The organism is Dactylosporangium sp. CA-092794, assembly GCF_050948465.1.
In the GTDB taxonomy this organism is placed as follows: Bacteria; Actinomycetota; Actinomycetes; order Mycobacteriales; family Micromonosporaceae; genus Dactylosporangium.
Genome location: NZ_CP192044.1, coordinates 7089802 through 7112746 on the forward strand (window position 1 = coordinate 7089802; position 22945 = coordinate 7112746).

The 22945-nt window shown below is 67.6% G+C and carries 13 protein-coding genes; 5 read left to right on the forward strand and 8 right to left on the reverse strand.

Annotated features, from left to right (window positions below; genetic code table 11):
* On the reverse strand, window positions 1-1053 hold the full coding sequence (locus ACQPXD_RS30280) for an NAD(P)-dependent alcohol dehydrogenase (RefSeq protein ID WP_432824722.1): 1053 nt from the start codon (window positions 1051-1053) through the stop codon (window positions 1-3).
* A gap of 84 nt (window positions 1054-1137) precedes the next feature.
* Here ACQPXD_RS30280 and ACQPXD_RS30285 point away from each other — a divergent pair, with 84 nt between their 5' ends.
* Window positions 1138-1716 carry a TetR/AcrR family transcriptional regulator gene (locus ACQPXD_RS30285; RefSeq protein ID WP_432824723.1) on the forward strand — a complete coding sequence of 193 codons (579 nt, stop codon included), beginning with the start codon at window positions 1138-1140 and terminating at the stop codon, window positions 1714-1716.
* A 57-nt stretch (window positions 1717-1773) separates the two neighbouring features.
* Here ACQPXD_RS30285 and ACQPXD_RS30290 read toward each other — a convergent pair whose 3' ends face one another.
* The gene (locus ACQPXD_RS30290) at window positions 1774-2940 is read right to left on the reverse strand and encodes a ThuA domain-containing protein (protein ID WP_432824724.1); all 1167 of its coding nucleotides are present in this window, start codon (window positions 2938-2940) and stop codon (window positions 1774-1776) included.
* A 16-nt stretch (window positions 2941-2956) separates the two neighbouring features.
* Window positions 2957-5770 carry a PQQ-dependent sugar dehydrogenase gene (locus tag ACQPXD_RS30295; protein ID WP_432824725.1) on the reverse strand — a complete coding sequence of 938 codons (2814 nt, stop codon included), beginning with the start codon at window positions 5768-5770 and terminating at the stop codon, window positions 2957-2959.
* Between the two features lie 762 nt (window positions 5771-6532).
* On the opposite strand from ACQPXD_RS30295, the gene ACQPXD_RS30300 reads away from it, so the two are divergent.
* From ACQPXD_RS30300 to ACQPXD_RS30315, 4 genes are all read left to right on the forward strand, one after another.
* Window positions 6533-7585, forward strand: coding sequence for an IS110 family transposase (locus tag ACQPXD_RS30300; protein WP_432824726.1), 1053 nt, complete (start codon window positions 6533-6535; stop codon window positions 7583-7585).
* Window positions 7586-7872: 287 nt separating this feature from the next.
* Entirely contained in the window at window positions 7873-9573 is a 1701-nt protein-coding gene (locus ACQPXD_RS30305; protein WP_432824727.1) for an IS1634 family transposase, read from the forward strand.
* A 399-nt stretch (window positions 9574-9972) separates the two neighbouring features.
* On the forward strand, window positions 9973-10428 hold the full coding sequence (locus ACQPXD_RS30310) for a sigma-70 family RNA polymerase sigma factor (RefSeq protein ID WP_432824728.1): 456 nt from the start codon (window positions 9973-9975) through the stop codon (window positions 10426-10428).
* A 51-nt stretch (window positions 10429-10479) separates the two neighbouring features.
* Window positions 10480-12033: a recombinase family protein gene (locus tag ACQPXD_RS30315; RefSeq protein ID WP_432824729.1), complete on the forward strand. Its 1554-nt coding sequence runs from the start codon at window positions 10480-10482 to the stop codon at window positions 12031-12033.
* Between the two features lie 402 nt (window positions 12034-12435).
* Here ACQPXD_RS30315 and ACQPXD_RS30320 read toward each other — a convergent pair whose 3' ends face one another.
* The 5 genes from ACQPXD_RS30320 to ACQPXD_RS30340 all read right to left on the reverse strand — a co-directional run bounded on the left by ACQPXD_RS30320 (window position 12436) and on the right by ACQPXD_RS30340 (window position 22777).
* Window positions 12436-14007: a protein kinase domain-containing protein gene (locus ACQPXD_RS30320; RefSeq protein WP_432824730.1), complete on the reverse strand. Its 1572-nt coding sequence runs from the start codon at window positions 14005-14007 to the stop codon at window positions 12436-12438.
* Window positions 14008-14092: 85 nt separating this feature from the next.
* Entirely contained in the window at window positions 14093-17275 is a 3183-nt protein-coding gene (locus ACQPXD_RS30325) for a type I restriction endonuclease subunit R (protein WP_432824731.1), read from the reverse strand.
* Between the two features lie 3 nt (window positions 17276-17278).
* The gene (locus tag ACQPXD_RS30330) at window positions 17279-18553 is read right to left on the reverse strand and encodes a restriction endonuclease subunit S (RefSeq protein ID WP_432824732.1); all 1275 of its coding nucleotides are present in this window, start codon (window positions 18551-18553) and stop codon (window positions 17279-17281) included.
* Window positions 18554-18594: 41 nt separating this feature from the next.
* Complete coding sequence (locus ACQPXD_RS30335) at window positions 18595-20643, reverse strand: type I restriction-modification system subunit M (RefSeq protein WP_432824733.1); 2049 nt, start codon at window positions 20641-20643, stop codon at window positions 18595-18597.
* A gap of 58 nt (window positions 20644-20701) precedes the next feature.
* The gene (locus ACQPXD_RS30340; RefSeq protein WP_432824734.1) at window positions 20702-22777 is read right to left on the reverse strand and encodes an N-6 DNA methylase; all 2076 of its coding nucleotides are present in this window, start codon (window positions 22775-22777) and stop codon (window positions 20702-20704) included.
* Window positions 22778-22945 lie beyond the last annotated feature (168 nt).

Sequence of the window (22945 nt, forward strand, 5' to 3'; positions counted from 1 at the left end):
TCAGGCGGCTGGTGTGTCGAGGTCGGACATGTCCAGCACGAAGCGGTAATGGACCTCGCCGGCGGCAAGCCGGTCCAGGGCTGTCTCGACGTCGCTTGAGGGGAGGACTTCGACATCAGCGGCGATCCGGTGCTCGGCGCAGAACTCGAGCATCTCGACGGTCTGCCGCAGGCCGCCCGTGCCGGAAGAGGTGAGCCTTTTCCGGCCGGCGCCGAGTTCCCACAGTTTCGGCCCGACGAGCAGGGGATTGCCGAGCACGCACAGCGTGCCGTCAAGGCCCAGCATGCCGATCAGCGGTGTGAGCTCGTGGTCGGCCGAGATGGTGTCGAGGATGAAGTCGAAGCGGCCGCGCGCGGCGGTGACCTGGGCGTCGTCGGTGGTGACGAGAAGCTCGGTGGCTCCGAGGCCCTTGGCGTCCTGCGCCTTGTTTCCGCTTCGGCTCAGGACGGTGACCTCCGCGCCCAGCGCGGCGGCGAGTTTGACGGCGAGGTGGCCCAACCCTCCGAGACCGGCGACGGCGACACGGCTGCCGGGGCCGACGCCGACGGCCCGCATGGGCTCCCAGACGCTGACGCCGGCGCACATGAGCGGCGACGCCGCGGCCGGGTCAAGCCCCGCGGGCAGGTGGAAGGCGAACTTCTCGCGCAGCACGTACTCGCGGCTGTAGGCACCCTTCGTGGGGGTACCGTCGATGCGGTCGATGCCACCGTACGTGGTGGTCGGGCGGTTGTAGCAGTAGTTCTCCTGCCCGGCCAGGCACATGGCGCACTCGCCGCACGAGTCGATGATCGTGCCGATCGCCACCCGCTCGCCGACAGCGAACCCGGTGACCGCCGGGCCGACGGCGACCACGACGCCGGTCGCCTCATGCCCGGGCACGAGGTCCTGCTCGCCGAGCATCCCGTGGATGCGGTGCAGGTCGCTGTGGCAGACGCCGCAGTAGTCGATGCGCACGGCGATGTCGTCCCGACGCAGGTCGCGCCGCTCGATGGTGACGCGGGTCAGCGCGTTGGTGGCCGGGTGAAGGCTCTGCCAGCCGGTGGTCGTCCTCATGTGCGGTCCTTCTCCTCGAAACGGAATATGGGTTCACTATAACACTATCCTGAAGCCAGATTCCGGTTTAGTACACTGATGCCAATGGCCTCACGACCGAACCCCTCGCCCGCCTCCCGTGCCCCGCGCCGGGACGCGCTCCGCAACGATGCGATCCTCATCAATGCGGCCCGCGCGGTCTTCGCCGAACAGGGACCGCAAGCCAGCATGGAATCCATCGCATCCCGCGCCGGCCTCGGCGTCGGGACGATCTACCGGCGGTTCGCGAGCAAAGATGCGCTGCTCGATGCCATCGCTCAGCTCTTCATCGAGGAGTTGGACCAAGCCGCCGCGGCCGCGCTCGAGGACCCGGACCCCGGCGCCGGACTCGAACGCTTCCTCGAGTTCGTCGGAGTCTTCAACGCCGAAAAACGACGCTACGCCGCCGCCTTGACCGACCGGGTCTCCGGCGACGACGTGAGCGCGCAGACGGCGGAAAAGGTCCGTCAGCTGACGGCGAAGGCGGTCGACGCGGGGATGCTCGCGCCGGGCGTGACCGGCAACGACATCAAGGCGCTCATCATCGCGCTCCGAGGGGTCGTCGCCGCTTCGCTCGACGGAGACGACGCCGCTTGGCGCCGCTTCCTTCGTATCCACCTCACCGGACTCCGCACCGGCCGATGACACGGAGGCCGGGCGGCGGCCGGCCCGGGAGCCCTCGCTCCCGGGCCGGTGAGCGGGTCAGGTGCCGTAGACCTGGAACGTGAACAGGGAGTAGCCCCATTGGGTGGCGCGGGTCGTGCCGTAGATGCGTACGTATCGGCCTGAGGCGGACAGGGCGGTGTTGTCGTCTTCGCCGCCGTTGCCGCCGGTGACGGATCGGGCGGTGGTCCAGGTCGTGCCGTTGGCTGAGGTCTGGATCTGGTACGCCGAGCCGTAGGCGGCCTCCCAGAGCAGCCGGACCCGGTCGATGGTGTGCGTGGCGCCGAGGTCGACCTGGATCCACTGCGGGTCGGCGAACGCGCTGGACCATCGGGTGGTGCTCGACGCGTCGACCGCGTTGGACGCCGGGAAGTTCGCGTTCTCCACGCTGGAGGCGGTCGCCGGGTGGTTCAGGGCCAGGTCGGCCGGGGGCGGGGGTGGCGGGGGCTGGGTGCCGACCGAGCAGTCGCCGGTGCCCTGGGCGGCGTAGCGGATGCCGCCCAGTAGCAGGGTCCGGAAGCCCGCCTCGCTGTAGCTTGCCGGTGTGTGGCCCATGCCGGTGTAGAACGAGCGGCCGCCGTCGTAGGCCCGGCACCAGGTGTTGGGGTGGTCGGCGCCCATCGTGCCGCCGCTGTACGTCGATTCGTCCAGGGTGGTCAGCACGTGTACCTGCGGGCGGGGGTTGGTGCGGTAGTTGTACCACTCGTCGGTGCGCGACCAGGCGGCCGGCAGGCCGGCCGTGGCGGGGTGGGCCGGGTCGGCGATGCGGACCGTCGCGGCCTGGATCGCCGGGTGGCTGGCGAAGTACGCGCCGACCAGGTTGCCGTACCAGGCCCAGTCGTACTCGGTGTCGGCCGCGGCGTGCACGCCGACGTAGCCGCCGCCGGCGCGGATGTAGTTCTCGAACGCGGTCTGCTGGGCCGCGTTGAGCACGTCGCCGGTGGTGGACAGCCAGATGACCGCCTTGAACCGGGCCAGGTTGGCGGCGGTGAAGGCGTTGGCGTCCTCCGTGGCCTCGACCGCGAAGTTGTTCGCGGCGCCGAGCTGCTGGACGGTGGTGATGCCGGTCGGGATCGAGTCGTGGCGGAAGCCGGCGGTCTTGCTGAACACCAGCACCGTGAAGTCCGGTGCGGCGTGGGCCGGCACGCCGGTCAGGCCGAGCGCGGCCAGGACGAACACAAGGCAGAAGGCCAGTCTTCGCAGCATGGTTCGGTGTCTCCTCTCAGGAGCCGTAGACCTCGAAGCTGAACAGGGAGTAGCCCCACTGGGTGGCGCGGGCCGTGCCGTAGATGCGCACGTACCGGCCCGAGGCGGACAGGCCGGTGTTGTCGTCCTCGCCGCCGTTGCCGCCGGTGACGGACCGGGCGGTGGTCCAGGAGGTGCCGTTGCTCGAGGTCTGGATCTGGTACGCCGAGCCGTAGGCCGCCTCCCAGAGCAGCCGGACCCGGTTGATGCTGTAGGTGGCGCCCAGGTCGACCTGGATCCACTGCGGATCGGAGAAGGCGCTGGACCACCGGGTGGTGGCCGACCCGTCGACCGCGGCCGATGCCGGGTAGGTGGCGGCCTCGGTGCTCGACGCCGTCGCCGGCTTGTTCAGGGCCAGGTCGGTCGCCGGGGCGGCGCCGGTGGCGAACGTGAAGCTGTCCAGGTCGAACAGCGCGGCTGTGCCGGTACCGGCGAAGGTGAGGTACAGCGAGGTGGTGCCCGCCGGCGCGCCGGAGATGGTGCCGCTCACCGTCGTGAACGTCTCCCAGCCGCCGGTCGGCGCCACGGCGGCCGAGCCGATGACCGTGCCGGTCGGCGAGCCGGTGCGCAGCTGCAGCGTGCCGCCGGTACCACCGGAGGAGACCCGGGCGGTGAACGACGTGGCGTTGTTGAGCTTGTAGGGGTCGAACTCGATCCAGTCGCCGTTGTTGATGTCGCCGACGGTCTGCCCGCCCTCGGCCGCGGTCTTGGCGAACTTGTTGATGCCCGACGACGTCTTGAAGTGCTCGGCCTGCCGGTGCTTGGGCGCGAGGATGTTCTGCGCGTGCGTGGTCAGGCCGCCGTTGTCGGTGTACTGCGCGTCGAAGATCGGGAAGATGTTCGCCGCGTCGTCGTGCTCGCCGTCGACCGGGATGGTGATCGTGCCCGAGCAGCCGGTCTGCGAGCTGATCTGGTGCGCGTGCTGGTCGTGGCCGAGCACGTAGTTCATCGTCACCCGGGAGCAGTCGACGGTGCCGTCCTCGGGGTCGGTGACGGTGACGCTCCACGGCACCGCCTCGCCGAAGGCCGCCAGCTGCCCGGAGGCCGGGCTGGTGACGGTGACGGTGGGCGCGGTGTTGCCGACGCTGATCGGCACGCTGGCCGTGCCGGTGGCGCCCTGCGGGTCGCGGACCGTCAGGGTGGCGACGTAGTTGCCGTTGGTGGAGTACGTCTTGGCCGGGTTCGCCGCGGTCGACGTGGTGCCGTCGCCGAACGCCCACGAGTAGGTCAGCGCGCCGCCCTCCGGGTCGGTCGAGCCGGCCGAGGAGAAGGTCACGGTCAGCGGCGCCGCGCCCGAGGTCTTGTTCGCGCTCGCGACGGCGGTCGGGGCGCGGTTGCCGCCGGCGCCGACGTAGTCGTAGCGGTACAGCGCCGAGTTGGCGTCGCCGTTGAAGTACCCGGTGCCGTAGTCCAGCACGTAGAGCGACCCGTCCGGACCGAACTGCATGTCCATGACCTGCTTGCCGTTCCACGGGAAGGTGTCGATCGCGCCCGGCGAGCCATCCGCGTTGACCTTCACCGGCTTGATCCAGCCGCGGCCGAACTCGCCCGCGAAGAACATGCCGTCCAGCGCCGCCGGGAACTTCGTGGCCGAGGCGTTGGCGGCGTCGTAGTGATACACCGGGCCGCCCATCGGCGACTCCGAGCCGCTGCCGAACTCCGGCGGGCTGCCGGCATCACCGGCGTAGCGGATCCAGGCCGGCTTGGCCGGCGGCAGGGTGGTCAGGCCGGTGTTGCGGAACGAGTTGTTCGTCGGGCCGCCCGCGCAGTTGAACTTCGGGCCCGTCGCGTTGGTCGCGAAGTCCCACTCGTTGTAGGTCTCCGTGGTGGTGTTGGTGCCGGTGCAGTACGGCCAGCCGAAGTTGCCCGGCGCGGTGATCCGGTCGAACTCGACCTGGCCGGACGGGCCGCGGTTCGCGTCGGTGGTGCCCGCGTCCGGGCCGTAGTCACCCAGGTAGACCACGCCGGTCGCCTTGTCGACGGTCATCCGGAACGGGTTGCGGAAGCCCATGGCGTAGATCTCGGGCCGGGTGCCGGCGGTCCCGGGCGCGAACAGGTTACCGGCCGGGACCGAGTAGGTCCCGTTCGCGTTCACCTTGATCCGCAGCACCTTGCCGCGCAGGTCGTTGGTGTTGCCGGCGGTACGCTGCGCGTCGTAGGCGGGGTTGCGGTTCGTCCGCTCGTCCAGCGGGGCGTAGCCGTTCGACTCGAACGGGTTGGAGTCGTCCCCTGTGGACAGATACAGGTTGCCGGCCGCGTCGAAGTCTAGGTCGCCGCCGACGTGGCAGCACATGCCGCGGCTGGTCGGCACCTCCAGGACGGTCACCTGGCTGGCCAGGTTGACGGTGTAGTCGGCGTTGAGCGTGAACCGGGACAGGCGGTTGACCCCGGTCCAGGTGGTCCAGTCGGCGGCGGTACCGCTGGCCGGCGCGTCGCCCGCCGGCGTGCTCAGCGGCGGCGCGTAGTACAGGTAGATGTAGCGGTTGCCGGCGAAGTTCGGGTCCGCCGCGACGCCCTGCAGCCCCTCCTCGTCGTGCGTGTACACCGGAATGGTCGCGATGACCGCCGTGTTGCCGGCCGCGTCGGTCCGCCGCAGCGTGCCGTCCCGGGCGGTGTGCAGCACCGACCGGTCGGGCAGCACCGAGATGGCCATCGGCTCGCCGGTCTCGGCGACCCCCTTCGCGAGGGTCACCTGCTGGAAGTCCGCGGCGTTGATGGCCGCCGCGGCCGGTGCCGCCGGCGCGGCGAGGACCCCGAGTCCCGCGGCCACCGGCAGCAGGGCGACCGCCATGGGCCGCCATCGTTGGTTTGCGTACTGTCGCCTCACTGTGTCCCTTCCTGACCGCATTCGCCAGGCAGGGCGCGCGCCGCCGCGCCACAACCGGGGCCGGCCGCACCGCGACCACCGGGATCGAGCCACTCCGCCGTCCGCGCCGACGGATCATGCAGAGAGCGCTCTCCCAAGCCCGTGCGAGCCAGACTAGGAGCTATCGATGGATGTGTCCAGATGTTTCGACGAGATCCGCCGAACTTCTGCCGGATCAGCAAAAAGTCGACCGCCAGGCGGCACGGCGGCACGGTCGGCGGTAAGCGTGCGCCAACTGCGTCGCCGCCCGCCCCTCTGCGCTCCGCGAACCCCGGCTCAGCGACCGGAAGTCTCCGCGATCATGCACAACCGGCGTCGACACCAACGGTTTTTCATGACGCTTCTATAGGGAAGGTGATCGGGCCCGGGGTTCGTGATCCGCTAGGTTCGATGCCGGTGATCTTGGATGACTCTTCCGTGATCTGACCACCGTGTGGTGTGTCTTTCGCATGACGTGTCGACAAGGTCACCGGCGTCGGCCCAGCTCGCTGTCCCTTGGCCTGATCAGAAGCCTGTCCGTGCTCAACCACGTGACTCATCACAGATGTGCCATGGCCAGCACCGTGTTCCCGGGCCGACGCCGTTGCAACGGCAGCGCTCATGGAAGGAACCACCGTAATGACCATGGTGACAGATCGTCGGGGCCGGCGTCGCCGGGCAGCGCCCGCCGGCCAGGGCGGCCGGGCTGTGTCCACCGCGTGGGTGGTCGGGGTCGACACCCACACCGACACCCACACCGCGACCCTGGTCGACGAGGTGAGTGCGGTCCTGGCCCAGACCGAGGTCCCGGCCACCCCGGCCGGCTACGCGCAGGTGCAGGCCTGGGCGCAGCGGCAGATCCCGGCCGGGCAGCGGATGTTCTGGGCGGTGGAGGGCACCCGTTCGCACGGGCACGGCCTGACCCGGCACCTGCAGGCCGCCGGGTACCGGGTCGTGGAGGCCGTGAAACCCGAGCCGGCCCGCCGGCGGCGGGGCAAGTCCGACCCGATGGACGCCACCCACGCCGCCCTGGCCGCGCAGGCCGTGGAGCGGGACCCCGCCGCCCGGCACGCCGAACCCCGCGCCGACGGCCGGCGGGAGGCGCTGCGGATGCTGCTGGTCACCCGCCGGCACGACTCCGACGTGCGCACCGCCACGGTCAACCTGTTCAAATCGCTGCTGCTCGGCGCCGGGCAGCTGCGCGAGACGCTGCGCGGGCTGACTACCACCCGGCAGGTCCGCGCCGTGGCGGGCCTGCCCGACGACCCGGCCGCCGACCTGGAGACCCGGGTCCGGCTGCAGGCCCTGCGCCGGGCCGCGGCCACCATCGCCGAGCTGGACCGGGCCATCGCCGCGGCCGAGAAACAGCTCGCCGGGCTGGTCAAGCAGGCCTGTCCCGGCCTGCTCGACCAGCCCGGCGTCGGCCCGGTCACCGCCGCGACCCTGCTCACCGTCTGGTCCCACCACGGCCGTATCCACAGCGAGGCCGCGTTCGCCGCGATCGGCGGGATCAGCCCCCTACCAGCCAGCTCCGGCCGGGTCGTCCGGCACCGGCTCAACCGCGGCGGTGACCGCGCCCTCAACACCGCCCTGCACACCATCGTCACCGCCCGCCGGCGGATGAAACACCCACCAACCAGCGACTACATCACCCGCCGCACCACCGAAGGCCTCTCCAACAAAGAAATCCTTCGATGCCTCAAACGCTACGCCATCCGCCAGCTCTACCGCTTCCTGGAAGCCAACGCCGTCGACGCTTGACAAAACCCTTCACAGATCACGGAGTGTTGATGTACACCCGTGTACCGAAAGTCTCCGGGATCATGGCAAACCCGTAGCTCGGCCGCCGCGGGCATCATGATCACGGAGACATACATCCGGCCCCGGCCACCCGAGTTCCGCAGTTCGGGGCTTGATCTAGATACCGTTTGAGGCGTTAGCGCTGGTCGCGGGGTTGGCGAGCCGCCCCTGAGCGGAAGATGCCTAGTAACACGCTTCGGCTGACTACTGAGCGTTGAGCTGGGCCGATAGGTATATGATCTAGAGCTGTGTATGTACGAACGACATCACGGCGGACCAAAGACGGCAGCGAGGTGCGGTATCTACAGCTCGCGCACAACGAGTGGGACGCGGACGCCGGGCGGTCGCGGCCGCGGATCCTGTTCTCCTTCGGCCGTGAGGACCAGCTCGACCGCACCGGGATCGAGCGGCTGATCGGCGCGTTGTCCCGGCTGCTGGACCCGGCCTCGGCCGCTGCGCTGACCGCGCCGGCCGATCTGGCGGTCACCGGCTCGCGGCCGCTGGGCGGGACGTTCATCCTGGACGCGTTGTGGCGCAGGCTGCGGATCGATGCGGCGGTCACCACCGCGCTGGCCGGGCGGCGGCTGGATGCGGCGGCGACCGAGCGGGTGCTGTTCGCGCTGGTCGCCAACCGGGCCCTGGCCGCCTCCTCCAAACTGGCCGCGACCGGCTGGATCAGCAACGACGTGCACATCGACGGGCTGGCCGAAGTCTCCGACGACGCCTGCTACCGGGCGATGGACGCGCTGGTCGACGTGGACGCGCGCGTGGCCGAGCAGGTCTACTTCGGGGTGACCGATCTGCTGAACCTTGAGGTCGACCTGCTGTTCTTCGACACCACCAGCACCTACTTCGAACTCGACGAACCCGATGAGCCGGTATGGCGCGACGAGCACGGCCGCGTGGTGGACGCCGGCGATCCGGTCGCGGTGCGGCACGCGGGGTTCCGCTCGTTCGGCAAGTCCAAGGACTCCCGTGACGACCTGCCGCAGGTCGTCATCGGCATGGCCGTCACCCGCGACGGTATCCCGGTGCGGGTGTGGTCCTGGCCCGGATCGACGGCCGACAGCAAGCTGATCCGGCAGGTCAAGAACGACATGCGCGCCTGGTCGCTGTCCCGGATCGTGTGGGTCGCCGACCGTGGCTTCTCCTCATCGGGCAACCGCCGTGAGCTGATGCGCGGCGCCGGCGGCTACATCATCGGCGAGAAGCTGCGCTCGGGGTCACCGGAGGTGCAGGCCGCCTTGTCCCGGCAAGGCCGCTACCAGCACGTCCGCGAGAACCTCCAGGTCAAAGAGGTCAACATCGGCTCCGACGACCGGTTCGTGCTCTGCTACAACCCCGAGCAGGCCGTCCGCGACGCCGCCACCCGCGAGCGGATGATCGCCCAGCTGGAGCAGGCGATCGCCGGCTCGGACACGCTCACCGGCACCGAGCGCGCGAAGCTGGAGGGCGTCATCTCCACCAAGCCGCACCTCAAGCGGTTCCTGCGCACCACGCCCGGCGGGCTGCTGCGCATCGACAAGAAGAAGATCGCCGCCGAGGAGAACCTGGACGGCAAGTACCTCCTTCGCTGCTGCGACCCGAACCTGTCCAGCGAGGACATCGCCCTGGGCTACAAGCAACTGCTCGAGGTGGAACGCGGCTGGCGCGACATGAAACAGATCATCGACCTGCGCCCGATCTACCACCGGCTAGAGGAGCGTATACGCGCCCACGTGCTGCTGTGCTGGCTGGCGCTGCTGCTCATACGCGTTGCGGAGAACACCTCCGGACAGACCTGGCAACGCATCCGCACCGAGGCCGACCGGCTGCACGCCGTCACCTTCACCGGCCCGGCCGGCACCTTCCGGCAGACCACCGAGCTCACCAAGACCCAGCGCGACCTGTTCACCGCGCTCGCAATCGACCCGCCCAAGCGAGTCCAGGCCGCCATCCCAGCCGCCTGACCGCCGAACCCCAGGTCAAGACCTCGCCACGGCCTCCGACCGCCTAGACACACGCCCCGTCACCAGCCGAGGGCGCATTTCCGCACGTCACCAACCGGATCCGCGGCCTATTCAACACCCCTACCTGCGGAACTCGGGGGCCATCGCAGATCGGATTGCGCCCGACGGGTGGGGCCGGCCGCGGGCCGCCGGTGTCCCACACGTCGGGCGCTGCCGCCGCACCCCGATCATCGGCGCCGGCGCTCTCGTAGGGCTCGGTTCCGCGCGGCCCGCGGTGTCGACGACGGCGACGGCCAGGGCGGCTGGACCGCGATCGATGGGCAAGGGGCCGCCGAACGCCCCGCGGGGGGTGCAACCCGGATGGTGGGTCGGGTGCACCTAATAGGCGAGGAGGTGCGGATGGCCGGCGGGGAAGACGAAGAGCAACGGCAGTTCCGGGAGTACTTCACGGCCCGGCACGACACTGTCCGGCGCACGGCCTACGTGCTGTGCGGGGACTGGCACTGGGCCGACGACCTGACCCAGAGCGCGTTCATGCGGCTGGCGATGAGCTGGCGCAAGGTGCGCGACCGCGGCGCGCTCGACGCGTACGTGCGGACGTGCCTGGTGCGGGCGTACCTGTCCGAGGCGCGGCGGCACTGGCGGCGGCGGGAGTCCAGCGTCGCGGAGCCGCCCGAGCGGGCGGCGCCGGGCGGGGAGGACGGGGCCGAAGGGCGGCTGGCCTTCGCGGCGGCGCTGCGGCGGCTGGCGCCGCGGCAGCGGGCGGTGCTCGTCTGCCGGTTCTACCAGGATCTCGACGTCGATGCCACGGCGGCGGCGCTCGGCTGTTCGGCCGGGACTCCCAAGGGTCGATAGATGCTACCGTCAACGTTATCCGGTAGGGACATTGATCGGTAGGTGTTTCTGATGGTACGGCGAACCCCCCGCCCTCGGAACCAGGTGCGGTTCGACACCAAGGCTGACCTGCTCGCCGGCGGCGCCGAGGTGCGCTCCGCGCGGTACCAGCGGGCCAGTCAGGACAAGAAGGAACAGGGCAAGAGCGTCACCGACCAAGGCAAGCTGAACAAGGCCGAGATCAGCCGGTATTCCTGGACCGAGGCGGATTCGTTCACCGACAACGACCGCTCGGCGTCACGGTATGCGACCAAGGAGCGGCCGGATTTCGAGCGGCTGATCGAGGGCATCCAGGCCGGCAAGTTCGACGTCCTGGTGATCTGGGAGATCTCCCGCAAGGAACGCGACTTGGCGGTGTATGTCAAGATCCGCGACATGTGCACCGCGATTGGGCTGTACTTCTGGCTGGTCGGCGGGGTGCTGTACGACTTGCGGGACAAGAACGACCGGATGATGCTGGGCTTCCAGGCGGTGCAGGCGGAGTGGTTGGCCGACTCGATCCGCGACAACGTGCTGCGCGGCATCGTCGGTGCGGCCGAGGCGGGCCGCCCGCACGGGCGGGTGGCCTACGGGTACCGGCGCATCTATCACCAGCGCACTCGGGCCCTGGAGCGTCAGGAGTTGGATACCGAGATCCGTGAGGCGACCGGCCGGGACGGCGCGGTGACGAAGTACAGCAACGCTGGGATCGTGGAGGAGATCTTCGACAAGGTGGGCTCCGGCACCCCGCTGATCGTGGTCGAGCGCGATCTCAACAACCGCGGCATCCCATCACCGCAGGGGGCGCAGTGGCGGCGCGGCATCATCCGGAAGATTGCGATGAACCCGGCGTACATCGGCAAGCGGGTCCTGCGTGGGGAGATCGTCGGAGAAGGGATCTGGCCGGCGATCGTGGACGAGGAGACGTACTGGGCGTGTGTGCGGCTGTTGGAGGACCCGTCGCGGGTCACGACGAAGCCGGCGCGGGCGGTTTACCTGCTGTCCTACATCGTGACCTGCGGAGTGTGCGGTGGTCAGGTGTCGTGTAGCCGCGGGCAGCCCAAGCGGCGTATCGGCGCGTACTACCGGTGCCTGCCCCGCAACTGCGTGCGGGTGAAGATGGAGCCGTTGGACGAGTTGGCGGAGCGGGCGGTGGTGGCCTGGTTGGCGCAGCCCGAGGTGTTCGACCTGCTGTCCGGTGGTGAGGACGACGAGACGGTGAGCCGGGCCCGTGCCGAGGCGGAGCGGTTGAAGGCCGAGTTGGAGGAGTTCAAGCAGCTCGCCTCGATCGGCGAGGTGAAGGCGGTCGACTACGCGCGGATCTCACGAGGGCTGGAGGCGCAGATCGCCGAGCAGGAGAAGATCTCGGCGGAAGCGGCGATCCCGCCGGTCCTGCGCGGGCGCATCGGCCCGGAAGCGGTCGCGGCGTGGGCGGCGTTGGACGGGCAGGTGGCGGTCAAGCGGGACATCATCCGCACGGTGGCGCAGATCAAGCTGTTGCCGCCGGTGGACGGGGACACGACGTTCGGGCCACGCCGCGTGGAGTGGAAGTGGCGGTTCGGCTCCTCGGACGCGGACGTGGCGTGACCTGCGGAAGCCTCGCGGCGCGTTGATGTGCGCGGGCCGGCAAAGTTGGGGATCGCCTCGCCTACCGCAGTAATTTCCGCTGGAGTTCTCGGACGCTTCGTCACCCCCGAGCTTGTTGCCCCGGCCAGCCGGGCCAAATGCCATCCCACGTCTGGGTACGGTGCCTCCCCAACGCTCTCAAGGCCCCTCGTGAAGCAGATCGCCACGCGCGATACCCGGCAGGTCATACCCGTCCATCCGGGCCATATCCGCCTTGGCCTGTACGAGTTGCCCGCCCTTCCTCGGACCGTCGATCGCTGGCCGTGGCCAGCCGTCGTACTCGTGGTCTCCTACGACCCACGGATCGCGAATGCCGACGGCGGCCCCAGTCGCCATGAGCCTGGCGGGCGTCGGTATGGCTCGTCATGGTTCGGCGATGCGTAGGCGCGTCAGGATGTCGGCCACCTCTTGGGTCTCCTCGTGGTCCGGTCCGTAGACGACCAGGAGGTCTTGGTGCAGCGCCGACAGCTGAGTTGCCGCTTCGGCGGCCTTGCCCTCGGACAACAGCAGCATCCCGATGTTGCGGCGCAGGTCCAGAGCGGTGGGCGTGGCGTCCCCGCCGCGATCGCGGATCCGGGTGAGCACCTCGTTGAACTGCCGCAGCGCCGCCGATGCCTCACCGAGTTCGGCGCGGCAGTAGGCCGCCTGCCGTAGGCAATCGAGGGCTTCTTGGCTGTCGGGGCCCGCGATACGCACGTATACGGCCTCGAGCGCATCGAACTCGGGCAGGGCCCGCCGGAAGTCGCCTCCGATGACGAGGATGGCCGCCCGGCGTGAGCGCAGCGGAAGAACCCGTGGGTTGTCCGCACCGAGTGCTGTCGCGGCGGTGACGATCACGTCATCGAGTACCTCTGCGGCCTGAGCGAAGCGTTCCTGGTCCAGCAGCGCGGCCGACTGGGCCTTCGCTGCTTTGATGGCTTCCGACAGCCCGGCGTCCGGTACCAGGGCCGGCTGATTGTTCGGCTCGATATTCGTCGGCGCCGGCGTGGTCGGCATGGCCAGCCGGGACCGGGGCGCGTTGGGCCGGCGGTACAGCAGTGTGGGATCCGGTATGCCCTGCGGGACAGTCGCAGCAGCGGGTGTCGGTGTACCGGGCAGCGGAAGGAATGGCAGCAGGCGTTCGTAGACCTCGTACGCATCGGCGGGCCGCTGCTCCGGCACCTTGGCCAACAGGTCGAGCACGAGCTGCTCCACCGCCTCAGGTACATCGGGACGTAGCTGCCGCACGGGCTGCGGCGGTTCCGTGACGTGTTGGTGCATGAGCTGGAATTCGTTGCCGCCGTTGAACACGGGTTGGCCGGTTAGCAGCTCGTGCAGCAGGCAGCCCAACGCATAGAGGTCGCTGCGCGGCGTGATCCGCGTGCATTGAATCTGCTCAGGCGACATGTACCGGCTGGTCCCGATCGGGTTGCCGGTAGCCGTCAACCGCGTGACGTCGGTGCGCAGGATGGCCGCGATGCCGAAGTCGAGCAGCTTCACGCTGCCCGACTCGGATACCAGGACGTTGTCCGGCTTGAGGTCACGGTGCACCACCGGGATCGCGTGGGCGTGGGAGAGCACGGTGCAGATCTGTGCGGCGATGGCGGCCGCCCATCCGACGGGTAGTGGCCGTTGCGGGTCGATGAACGCGCGGAGCGAAGTGCCCCGGACGTACTCCATCACCAAGTACACCCGGTCGTACGGACGGTCCAACACCGCGTCGTACACCTGCGGCACCCCGTGGTGTTGAATCCGTGCCGTGACCCTGGCCTCCCGCCGGAAGCGCTTGGCGAAGTCCTCGGCCTGTTCCTGCGTCGCGACCACGTCGGTGCGGATCAGTTTGACTGCTACCTCGCGGTCGAGGACCGCGTCGTAGCCCCGCCATACTTGACCCATGCCGCCGGAGTTGATGGAGTCAAGCAACTCGTACCGGCCGGCGACGGCTTCAGGGGGCACAGCTCTCCCGGTCTCCCGCGTCAATGTGATTCACGATGGCGCATCGTTCTCGGCGTGATCCCACCATGAACCAGTGTCGCGGCTGTCACGCTGCGTCGTCCAGACCTTCCTGGCGGCGGATCAGTTCCCAGGCTGCCCGCCGGGCGCTGCGATTCAGCGAGCTGCGGTACTCCTGGGCCGGGTCGAAATACTTACGGCCGAGATCCGCGATCGTATCGAAGTGCTCCATCATCTTGTCCTCGAATACATCGTCGAAGACGTGGCCGAAGCCCTCCTCGTCGTTGGCAACCGCGGCAAGGCGCACCTTTGGGTCGGCGACGGCCTCCGAGAACGGTTTGACCACATCCTGCTCCGTGAACTCGGTGCCGAACCGCTCGTTGAACTTCTCGATGAGTTCCGACAGCAGGGACTTCTCCGATTCCCTGGCGCCGCCCGATCCGTCGCCGAATCCCTTCATTACCGTGGGACCCTCTGGTCGCAGGCTCACGTCGTGCTCGCCGGTCTTGGCGACCCGCAAGTGGCTCAAGTCGACCTCACCGATGTCGACTGCGCCGTCCTGCCGACGTGGCAACCGGTTGAGCAGATGCCGACCGTAGAGGTACAGCTGTTCGAGGTCGGCGTCGCGGTATGGGACAATTTGTGACAGGAAGCCGTACTTGCGGACGTAGTCGGTCAGGTCGGCGCGGAACCCTTCTGCGGCCTCGGCGTCCTCCTTGTCAGCGCTGTTCAACAGCGCGGCGAAGCGACCGACGGCCGGGTTGAGGTGGCGGTAGAGCTCCGCGTGCAGCCGTTCCCACTTGGCGGTGCTCCCGGCGGCCTGCTCCTCGGCAGCCAGGTATGCCTCGACGAACTCCTGCATCTCGGCGGCGGCAAGCAGGTCCGCGCCCATCACGCGGCTCTGCGCGGTGTAGAGCAGGTTTGGGTCGGTCGGAAGGGTGGCGGCCTCTTCGAAATACGGGCGGAATGCGTCGGCGATATCCTCGGCGTCGTTGACGAAGTCCAGCACCGCCAGGTCGGCCTGCGTCTTGCGGTCGGCGGTCCGGTTGAGGCGAGAAAGCGTCTGCACCGCGGCGATACCGGTGAGCTTCTTGTTGACGTACATCGTCGTCAGCAGCGGCTGGTCGAAGCCGGTCTGGTACTTCTCGGCGACCACCAGGATCCGGTACTCACGCTGCCCGCCTGCACCGCCGGTCTTGTCGTCGGCGCGCGCGTAGGCGAACGCCTTGGGCAGAGCGCCCTCCGGCAGACCGCTGTTCTCCTTTGACTCGGTCGTCTCCTCGTTGGTCTCCGGCAGGGTCAGCGAGCCGGAGAACGCGACCAGCACACCCAGACCCGCATACCCCCGGTCGTCGATGTACTTCTTCAACGACCGGGACATCTGCACCGCGCTCTGCCGGGAGGCGGTCACGACCATCGCCTTGGCCCGCCCACCGAGCCGTCCGGCGGTGTGCGCCCGGAAGTGCTCGACGACGATCTGCGCGTGCTGCGCGACGGTGGAGGAGTGCGTCAGCGCGTAGCGGGCGAGCAACGGGTTCGCCTTCTTCGGATCGACCTCTGTGTCGTCAGCGTTGCGGTTGGCCAACCGCCAGTACGTGTTGTAGGTGACGTAGTTGCGCAACGGATCAAGGATGAAGCCTTCCTCGATGGCCTGGCGCATCGAGTAGGTGTGGAACGGCCGGTAGGTGCCGATCTCGTCGAGGGTGCCGAACAGTTCGAGGGTTTTTGCCTTGGGCGTGGCGGTGAATGCGAAATACGACAGGTTGGGCGCCATGCTGCGCTCAAGGGCCCTGCGCTTGAGCTTGGCCTCGGTGCTGTGGGCGGCATCTGGGGCGGCCTTGGCAGTGACCGCGCCGTCATCCTCGGAGTCCGAGTCGAGGCCCAGGTCGCGCAGGACGGCGCGGACCGAGGTGGCTGCGTCACCAGACTGTGAGGAGTGCGCCTCGTCGACGACGATCGCGAACCGCTTGCCGTGAATCTCGGTGGGGTTACGCCGTAGGTAGTCCACCAGAGCGGGGAAGGTGTGCACGGTGACCGTGACGATCTTGCCCGTCTCTCGCGACAGCGCCTGGGCGAGTTGCTCGGACTTCGCCCCGTGCCGCTCGTCGATCTTTACAACGAGGCCGGCGGTCTGCTCGAAGCTGCCTACGGTCTCGCGCAGCTGTGCGTCGAGGTTGCGTCGGTCGGTGATGATGATGACCTTGTCGAATGCAGGCGTGCCGGGTTCTACGCCAGCGGCGACTGCATCCGGGTCGAGGGCCGCCGCGTCACTCAGGGTGTGCAGGGACGACAGTCGGTGTGCCAGCCAGGCGATGGTGTTCGACTTGCCGGAACCTGCCGAAGCCATGACCAGGTAGTTCTGTCCGGCTCCATACCGGGCGACACGCGCGACTAGCTGCCTCACCGCGTGCCACTGGTGGTACCGCGGGAAGATCAGCGTCTTGCGGACCCGCCCGTCGGCACCCTTCTCCCTGTGCAGGTGGACGAAGCGCTCCAGCAGGTCGAGCCAGTTATCGCGCTGCCAGATCTGTTCCCATAGGTACGAGGTGGCGTACGTGCCGGGTCTGGTGGGCGGCGGGTTGCCCTTGCCGCCGGGTCGACCTGGCCCCTCGGACCCGGTGTTGAACGGCAGGAACCTGGTCTGCTTGCCGCGTAGCTGGGTGGTGACGAAGACGAGATCGGTGTCAACAGCGAAGTTCGTCACTACCCGGCGAGTGAAGATCAGCTCGCTGGGATCGCGCTCAGTACGGTACTGCTCCTTGGCATGCTCGACGTTCTGCCCGGTCAGCGGGTTCTTCAGCTCGGCGGTGGCGACCGGGATGCCGTTGAGGAACAGTGTCAGATCGAGCCGATTACCCTGGTCGGCCTGTTTGGTGGCGTACGGAAGCTCGCGGACGACGGTGAGTCGGTTCTTGCGGTAGTCGTCGAGGATCGCGTCAGACTCTACGAATGACGGCTTGAAGTACGCCACCCGGATGAGGACCCCACGGTCCTTGACACCTTTGCGCAGCACGTCGAGCAGCCCGTCGGTGGCGATCGCCTGATCAAGTCGGCGAGCGAAGCCGGCCTGTGCAGCGTCCGGGTCACCGCCATACATTGCGATCAGCTCGCCCCACTCGGCCGCCTGAGTGTCTCCGATGAACTCGAACAGCCACCCTGTATCGAGCGCGAGTTCTTGGCGGTAGTTGGCCGAACCAAGCTTCCACCCGTTGTCTACCAAATGTTGCACGATCGCGTCACCGAATACAGACTCATGGTGCACAGAGCTCATGACTCAGTCCTCGATTCCTCGCCCGGAAGCGGTCGACACGTCGATCTGTCCGGTCACCGCAGCGGTGACCAGCGCCCTACGCCGCTCAGCCAGCAATGCGAATTGCGCGTCCAGTGCCGCCACGAGCCGATTCGTTTCCTCGCGGACGTCCCGCCAGTTCTGTATGGCCTGTCGCTGTTGGACGAGCGTGAAGACTGGTACGGGGAAGTCGAGAACCTTGGAGCTGCTCGTGGTTGCGATTCCCACTTGACTAGACGTCATTCGAAAGTAACAACGCCCGTGTATCGAGGCCAATAGAGCGACAAGGAATTCGGGCAGCAGCTTCGCGTAATCGGTGCGAATTGCGAAGATGTGGTTCTGGTGCACCATGCCAGGTATCTCATCGCACCACAGCGCACCGCGCCCGAGGTTATCCGGATTCCCGTTTGCCTCTGTCATGACAACATCGCCTGCGCGAAGCGTAGACCGTAGCGCCATCTCCTGCGGTAGAGTGATGTGTTTGATCTCGGCTAAGTCGAGCCGCTCACCCTGGACGTTCGCCACGCGAAGATAAGGTACTTCAACCTCGTCCCCATTTACGACGCGAGCGCCATGGACAGTCACCCCATTCTGGACTCGAGCAAGGTAACCGAGCCGCGCAAGAGGCGTGGTATCCGGCAACCATGGCCATGATTGACTCCGAGCCGAGTCGACAGTGATCCCAGGAATGACATACTCCGAGAGAGCGGCCGAGTATCTCTCCTGTATCCGCATCGACTGTCCCTGCCGCAGCACGGCAAGCCTGTCGATTCGACCGACCTCGGTGTCGAGGAAGTCGGCGATCCGGCGCTGCTCGTCGATTGACGGAAAGTGAACCGATAGGTTGCGGAGCAACTCGTTGTCAATTTCGATTTGGTTCGGTCGAACACCCCGCGAAAGCCGCGCGTACTCGTATGTGTAGGCATCGGAGCGCAGGAGCCAATTTAAAAACTGAGCGTCTTCCCCATGTCGAGGTCGGAAGCATATGTAGTGCCCTGAAACTATTCCGCGGTACGGTGAAATCCCGACAGCACCCTGCCACGCCTTCATTCGATTGACTATCAGCCAGCCTTGGTCAATAAGCTGGTATATATCGCGATTCTCGGCTGTCTTGTTGTAATTGTCCTTGCGGTCGTCCTTCCGCACGACCCCGTAGTTCCGATACACGCTCAGCATCTCCTCGTCTGGATGGCCCACGTCCTTGATGCGATCAAAGAGGGACCACAGCGGAGCGCTACGCCACGACACCGGCCAGTTCACCGGAGTTCGATCCGCTGATGGTCCCAGATGGCTCGGCGCACTCATCGCGTGACCTCGCCGAGTAGCGACTGGATTTCCACCTCAAGAGCCTTGAGTTCGGCGTCGATCTCGGGGAGAGGGCGGGGTGGCTTGTAAACGTAGAAGTGCCGGGTGAACGGGATGTCGTAGCCAACCTTTGTCTTGGTGTGGTCGATCCAGGCGTCGGGGACATGCGGCAGCACCTCGCGGCGCAGGTACTCCTCGACGTCCTCCTCCAGCGGCACGTTCTCGTAGTCGCGCAGCTCCGAGTCCGGCTCGACAGTGTCGCCCTTCATCTGCACCTCGCCCTCGGGGTCGCGGACGCCGAGCACATCGCGCAGCGCGACCAGGAACGGCTGCTTCGACGGCCAGAGCATCCGGGCGGCCCGCATCGCCGTACGCACCCCTTCGAAGGCCGCCAGCCTGGCCTGCCACCGCGTACCGGTGAGCTGTTTCAGCACGTCGATGAATTTTTCGATGTCGATGTGCTTGGGCAACGCCTTGGAGGCAATCGTCGCGGCTAGGGTTTCCTCGGTGACCTCGAAGCGCAGCTTCAGCGGCCGCTCGACGGTGATCCGGCGGTAGCCGAAGTCCTTGTTGCTGAAGACCTTCACCTTGCCGTGCAGCGGGTGGTTCGGGTCGGCGGCGACGTCGAGAGCCTCAGTGTAGAGCCGGGTGATCTCGGTGATTTGATCGTCGATGATGTACTTGCGCTTGTCCCCCAGTGATTTTCGCATCTTTGCCCAGTAGTCGCGAGCGTCGAGGAGGACGACCTTGCCGCGGCGTGCCGGGTCCTTGCGGTTGGTGACGATCCAGAAGTACGTGGAGATGCCAGTGTTGTAGAAGAGCTGGTCAGGCAAGGCGACGATGCCCTCCAGCCAGTCGCTCTCCAGAATCCACTGCCGGATGCGCGACTCGCCGGACTCGGCGCCCCCGGTGAACAGCGGCGAGCCGTTGAAGACGATGGCCACACGGCTGCCGCCCTTGCCGCTCGCGTCGATCGGCTTCATCTTCGAGATCATGTGCTGGAGGAAGAGCAGCGATCCGTCGTTGATGCGCGGTAGCCCTGCGCCGAAGCGGCCACTCTCGCCCAGCGTCTCGTACTCGCGCTCGATGTCGTCCTTGACCTTCTTCCACTCCACTCCGAACGGCGGGTTGGCCAGGAGGTAGTCGAAGTGCTGACCCCGGTGGCCGTCGTCGCTGAACGAGTTGCCGAACTTGACGTTCTCGGCGTCTCGGCCGTCGCCCTTCAGCATCAGCTCGGAGCGGCAGATGGCCCAGGACTCGGGGTTGAGTTCCTGGCCGAACACCCGGACGGTGGCATTGGCGTTGCGTCGGGTGATGTGTTCCTGTGCGGCGGTGAGCATGCCGCCGGTGCCGCAGGCCGGGTCCAGGACTGTGCGGGTTACGCCGGGCACGCTGAGCGCGTCGTCGTCCGGGGCGATGAGCAGCTCCACCATCAGCTCGATGACCTCGCGCGGGGTGAAGTGCTCACCGGCCGTCTCGTTGGACTGCTCGGCGAAGCGGCGAATCAGTTCCTCGAAGATGTAGCCCATCTGGTGGTTGCTGACCAGTTCCACTGGTCGACCGTGGTCGTCGGTGACGATCGTGCCGTCCTTCATCTGGTATGGATGCAGGTCGATGTCGGCGAAACGCCCGACGACGAGGTAGAGCAGGTTCGCCGCGTCCAGCTTCCTGATCTGTGCGGCGAACTCGTAGCGCTCGAAGACTTCCTGCGCGTTCGGGGAGAAGGCGCCGAGGTACGCGAGCAGGTGTTTGGCGGCCTGGCTGTGGTCCTTGGCGATGCGCTTGAGGGTGTAGCCGCTGGCGTTGTAGAAGCTGTGACCGGATGCCTTGCGCAGCCAGCGGTCCAGGTCGGCGACCTTGCTCCTCATCTGCTCGGCTGTCTCCAACACCTTGTCCCTGGTGGGCTCCAGCACGCACTCCAAGCGACGCAGAACGGTGAACGGCAGGATGACCTTGCCGTAGTCGGACTGCTTGTAGTCGCCGCGCAGCAGGTCGGCGACGGACCAGGCGTGGTTCGCCAGTTCCGTGTGCTTGCTGTTGTTCACAGGTGATTCCTTCCAGGGAGCGCATCGGCAGTGCGTTGAAGTTTGCCGGGTGAATGGCTCAGGAGTTGGTAGCGCGTTCCGTGTCGGGCGGCGAAAGCGAGCCGGTCGTAAGCCCTAGAGCTAGCGACCGGGTCGTTTCGTCGGCGAGTCGTTTGGCAAGATCGGCGGCTTGCGTCAGTGCGTGCAGGTGGCGAAATGCCTGGCCGTAGCGGCGCTGCTCGTCGAGCGGGAGCAACGGCACCCGAAGACGGCGTACGTCGAGTCGGAGGATCGAGGTGCCGGTAGCGGCACCGTGCAGGTTGTCCTCAGCGGAGAGGAATCCGACCAGGAACCACGGGTCGAGTCTTCGCGGATCGGGGCGGAGGAGATACATGCCACGGTCAAGCGCTCTCCAACCTTCGCCCCCCTCCACGACCTGGGCGGCTTGCCCTCGGACGCGTAGTACCTCGGGCAGCAGCACATCGCCTGGCCGGATCTTGATCTCCTCGTCAGGCGTGTCGCTCGAATGTTGCCCCCGGGCGCCTCGGCCCCCGGCCGGATGGCGCAGCAAGACGAGGGCACCGCCGCGGATGAGATCGGCCAGGGCGGCGCTACGCCACGACCGCCGTTCGGCACCGGTGGCGGGCCAGGCAGCGCTGCTGAAGCGGGCCAAGCAGCGGGCGGCCCGGTCTAGCCGATTGCTCAGCGTGTATGCGTCGTTGGCGTGCTCGGCAGGCGTCATGGTCGACGGGACGGTTCGGACGTGACGTGCCGGACTTAGGTCAACGGATTCGTTGAGCAGGTCGACGACGGCGACCGCACGGGCAGTGCCGGGCATCGTTGAGAAGCCATCGGGGCCGACGGTGAATGACCGCCATGCCTCGACGACGGCGCGGTACAGCGCCTGCCACTCCACTGGCGTTCGGCGCGTAGGGGACGACCGGGGAGGATGGCCCGCCTCTAGGCCGGTGGGGTGGGTCCACTGGTCCGGCTGCACGTCGTGACCTTCGATATTGGAGGCGTCGACGAACAGAACGCTGGCCGGGGCACTACCCCGTTCATGTGGGCGCGTCAGCAGCCACAGGTGCAGTCCGACGTGTAGGGCTGTGGCGCCAACCGGCAGAGCGACGACTCCGCGTAGCGCCCCCCGACGGATCAGTTCGGCGCGGATACGGCGACCGGCGCTGCGGTCTGCAGCGGCCGGCGGCATCAGCAGAATCGCCATGCCGCCGGGAGTCAGGTGCGCGAGGGAGTGCTGAACCCAGGCCAATTCGGACTCGATCTTTGGCGGGAGGCCGTATGCCCAGCGCGGATCGTACGCCAGTTCGTCGTGTCCCCAGTCGCGGTCGCCGAAGGGTGGGCTGCAGAGCACCGCGTCGGCCTGCAAGTCGAAAAAGTTGTCGGCACGCAAGCTGTCGCCCGCCGTCACCCGACACGTCGGAGCTGATGACAGCAGGGCAACTCGTACCGCCGCATGAGCCGCCTGTGAGGTGGAGAGGTCCTGGCCGAAAATGTGCTGGGCGCCTCGCTCGCCGGCTGCCACGAGAAGATTGCCGGCGCCGCAGGCCGGATCGTAGACGGTGGCTGGATAGCTGCCGTCTGGCCGAGTGACTAAGTCGACCACGAGTTCGGCGAGCGGGGCCGGGGTCTGGACGATCCCCGTGATCCCGCCTTGCTCGCGCGCGCGTTCGGCCAGCACATCAAGGGCCGCCGCTGGGCCTTGCTCCTGCACGCACTGCAGAAGTGCGCAGATCGTGCCGGCGTCGTCGGCGCTGTAGACCGCTGCGTTCACCCCGGGCACGGTGTCGGTGTAGGGAGAGACCAATGCCCGCGCTCGCTGCGCTAGTTGCGGAGCGGGAAGAGCGGTGACGGCGACGAGTTCGTCGTTGGGGAGTGCGTTGGCCACCAACACCAGCGGGAACAGCGCGTTGACGTTGGTGCTGGAGGTGCGTAGAGCAAGGCGCAGCTTGTCGACGCCCGATCCGGTCGGTAGTTGGCCACGGGCGGCCAGCCACTCCTGAACGGCAGTCAGGTCGTAGGTAGGGCTGGTCTCGCTGCCGCCGACAGGGGCGGGGAAGTCGGGATGGCGTCGACGCCAGTTGCTCACCGTGGCGCGGGTGACGCCGGCCAGCCGGGAGATTTCGGCGGCGGTCACACGGCTTGAAGGTGGCATCGCTGGGTCCCCTCATAGATGATCGCTAACCCTACACACTCGCATGTGTCGAGTCAACGTTTGACAGTGCTTTCATGTCATGCTCTCATGGAGTGCGTTCAAGGTCTGGGCCATGATTGGTCCGGCGAGTTGCCAGAGCCGTGGCCCGCC

Bases quoted from the DNA above. Each gene is read 5' to 3' on its own strand.
- ACQPXD_RS30315 (WP_432824729.1), top strand. From the start codon at position 10,480: ATGGTACGGCGAACCCCCCGCCCTCGGAACCAGGTGCGGTTCGACACC.
- ACQPXD_RS30290 (WP_432824724.1), bottom strand. From the start codon at position 2,940: ATGCTGCGAAGACTGGCCTTCTGCCTTGTGTTCGTCCTGGCCGCGCTC.
- ACQPXD_RS30310 (WP_432824728.1), top strand. From the start codon at position 9,973: ATGGCCGGCGGGGAAGACGAAGAGCAACGGCAGTTCCGGGAGTACTTC.
- ACQPXD_RS30295 (WP_432824725.1), bottom strand. From the start codon at position 5,770: ATGGCGGTCGCCCTGCTGCCGGTGGCCGCGGGACTCGGGGTCCTCGCC.
- ACQPXD_RS30285 (WP_432824723.1), top strand. From the start codon at position 1,138: ATGGCCTCACGACCGAACCCCTCGCCCGCCTCCCGTGCCCCGCGCCGG.
- ACQPXD_RS30325 (WP_432824731.1), bottom strand. From the start codon at position 17,275: ATGAGCTCTGTGCACCATGAGTCTGTATTCGGTGACGCGATCGTGCAA.
- ACQPXD_RS30280 (WP_432824722.1), bottom strand. From the start codon at position 1,053: ATGAGGACGACCACCGGCTGGCAGAGCCTTCACCCGGCCACCAACGCG.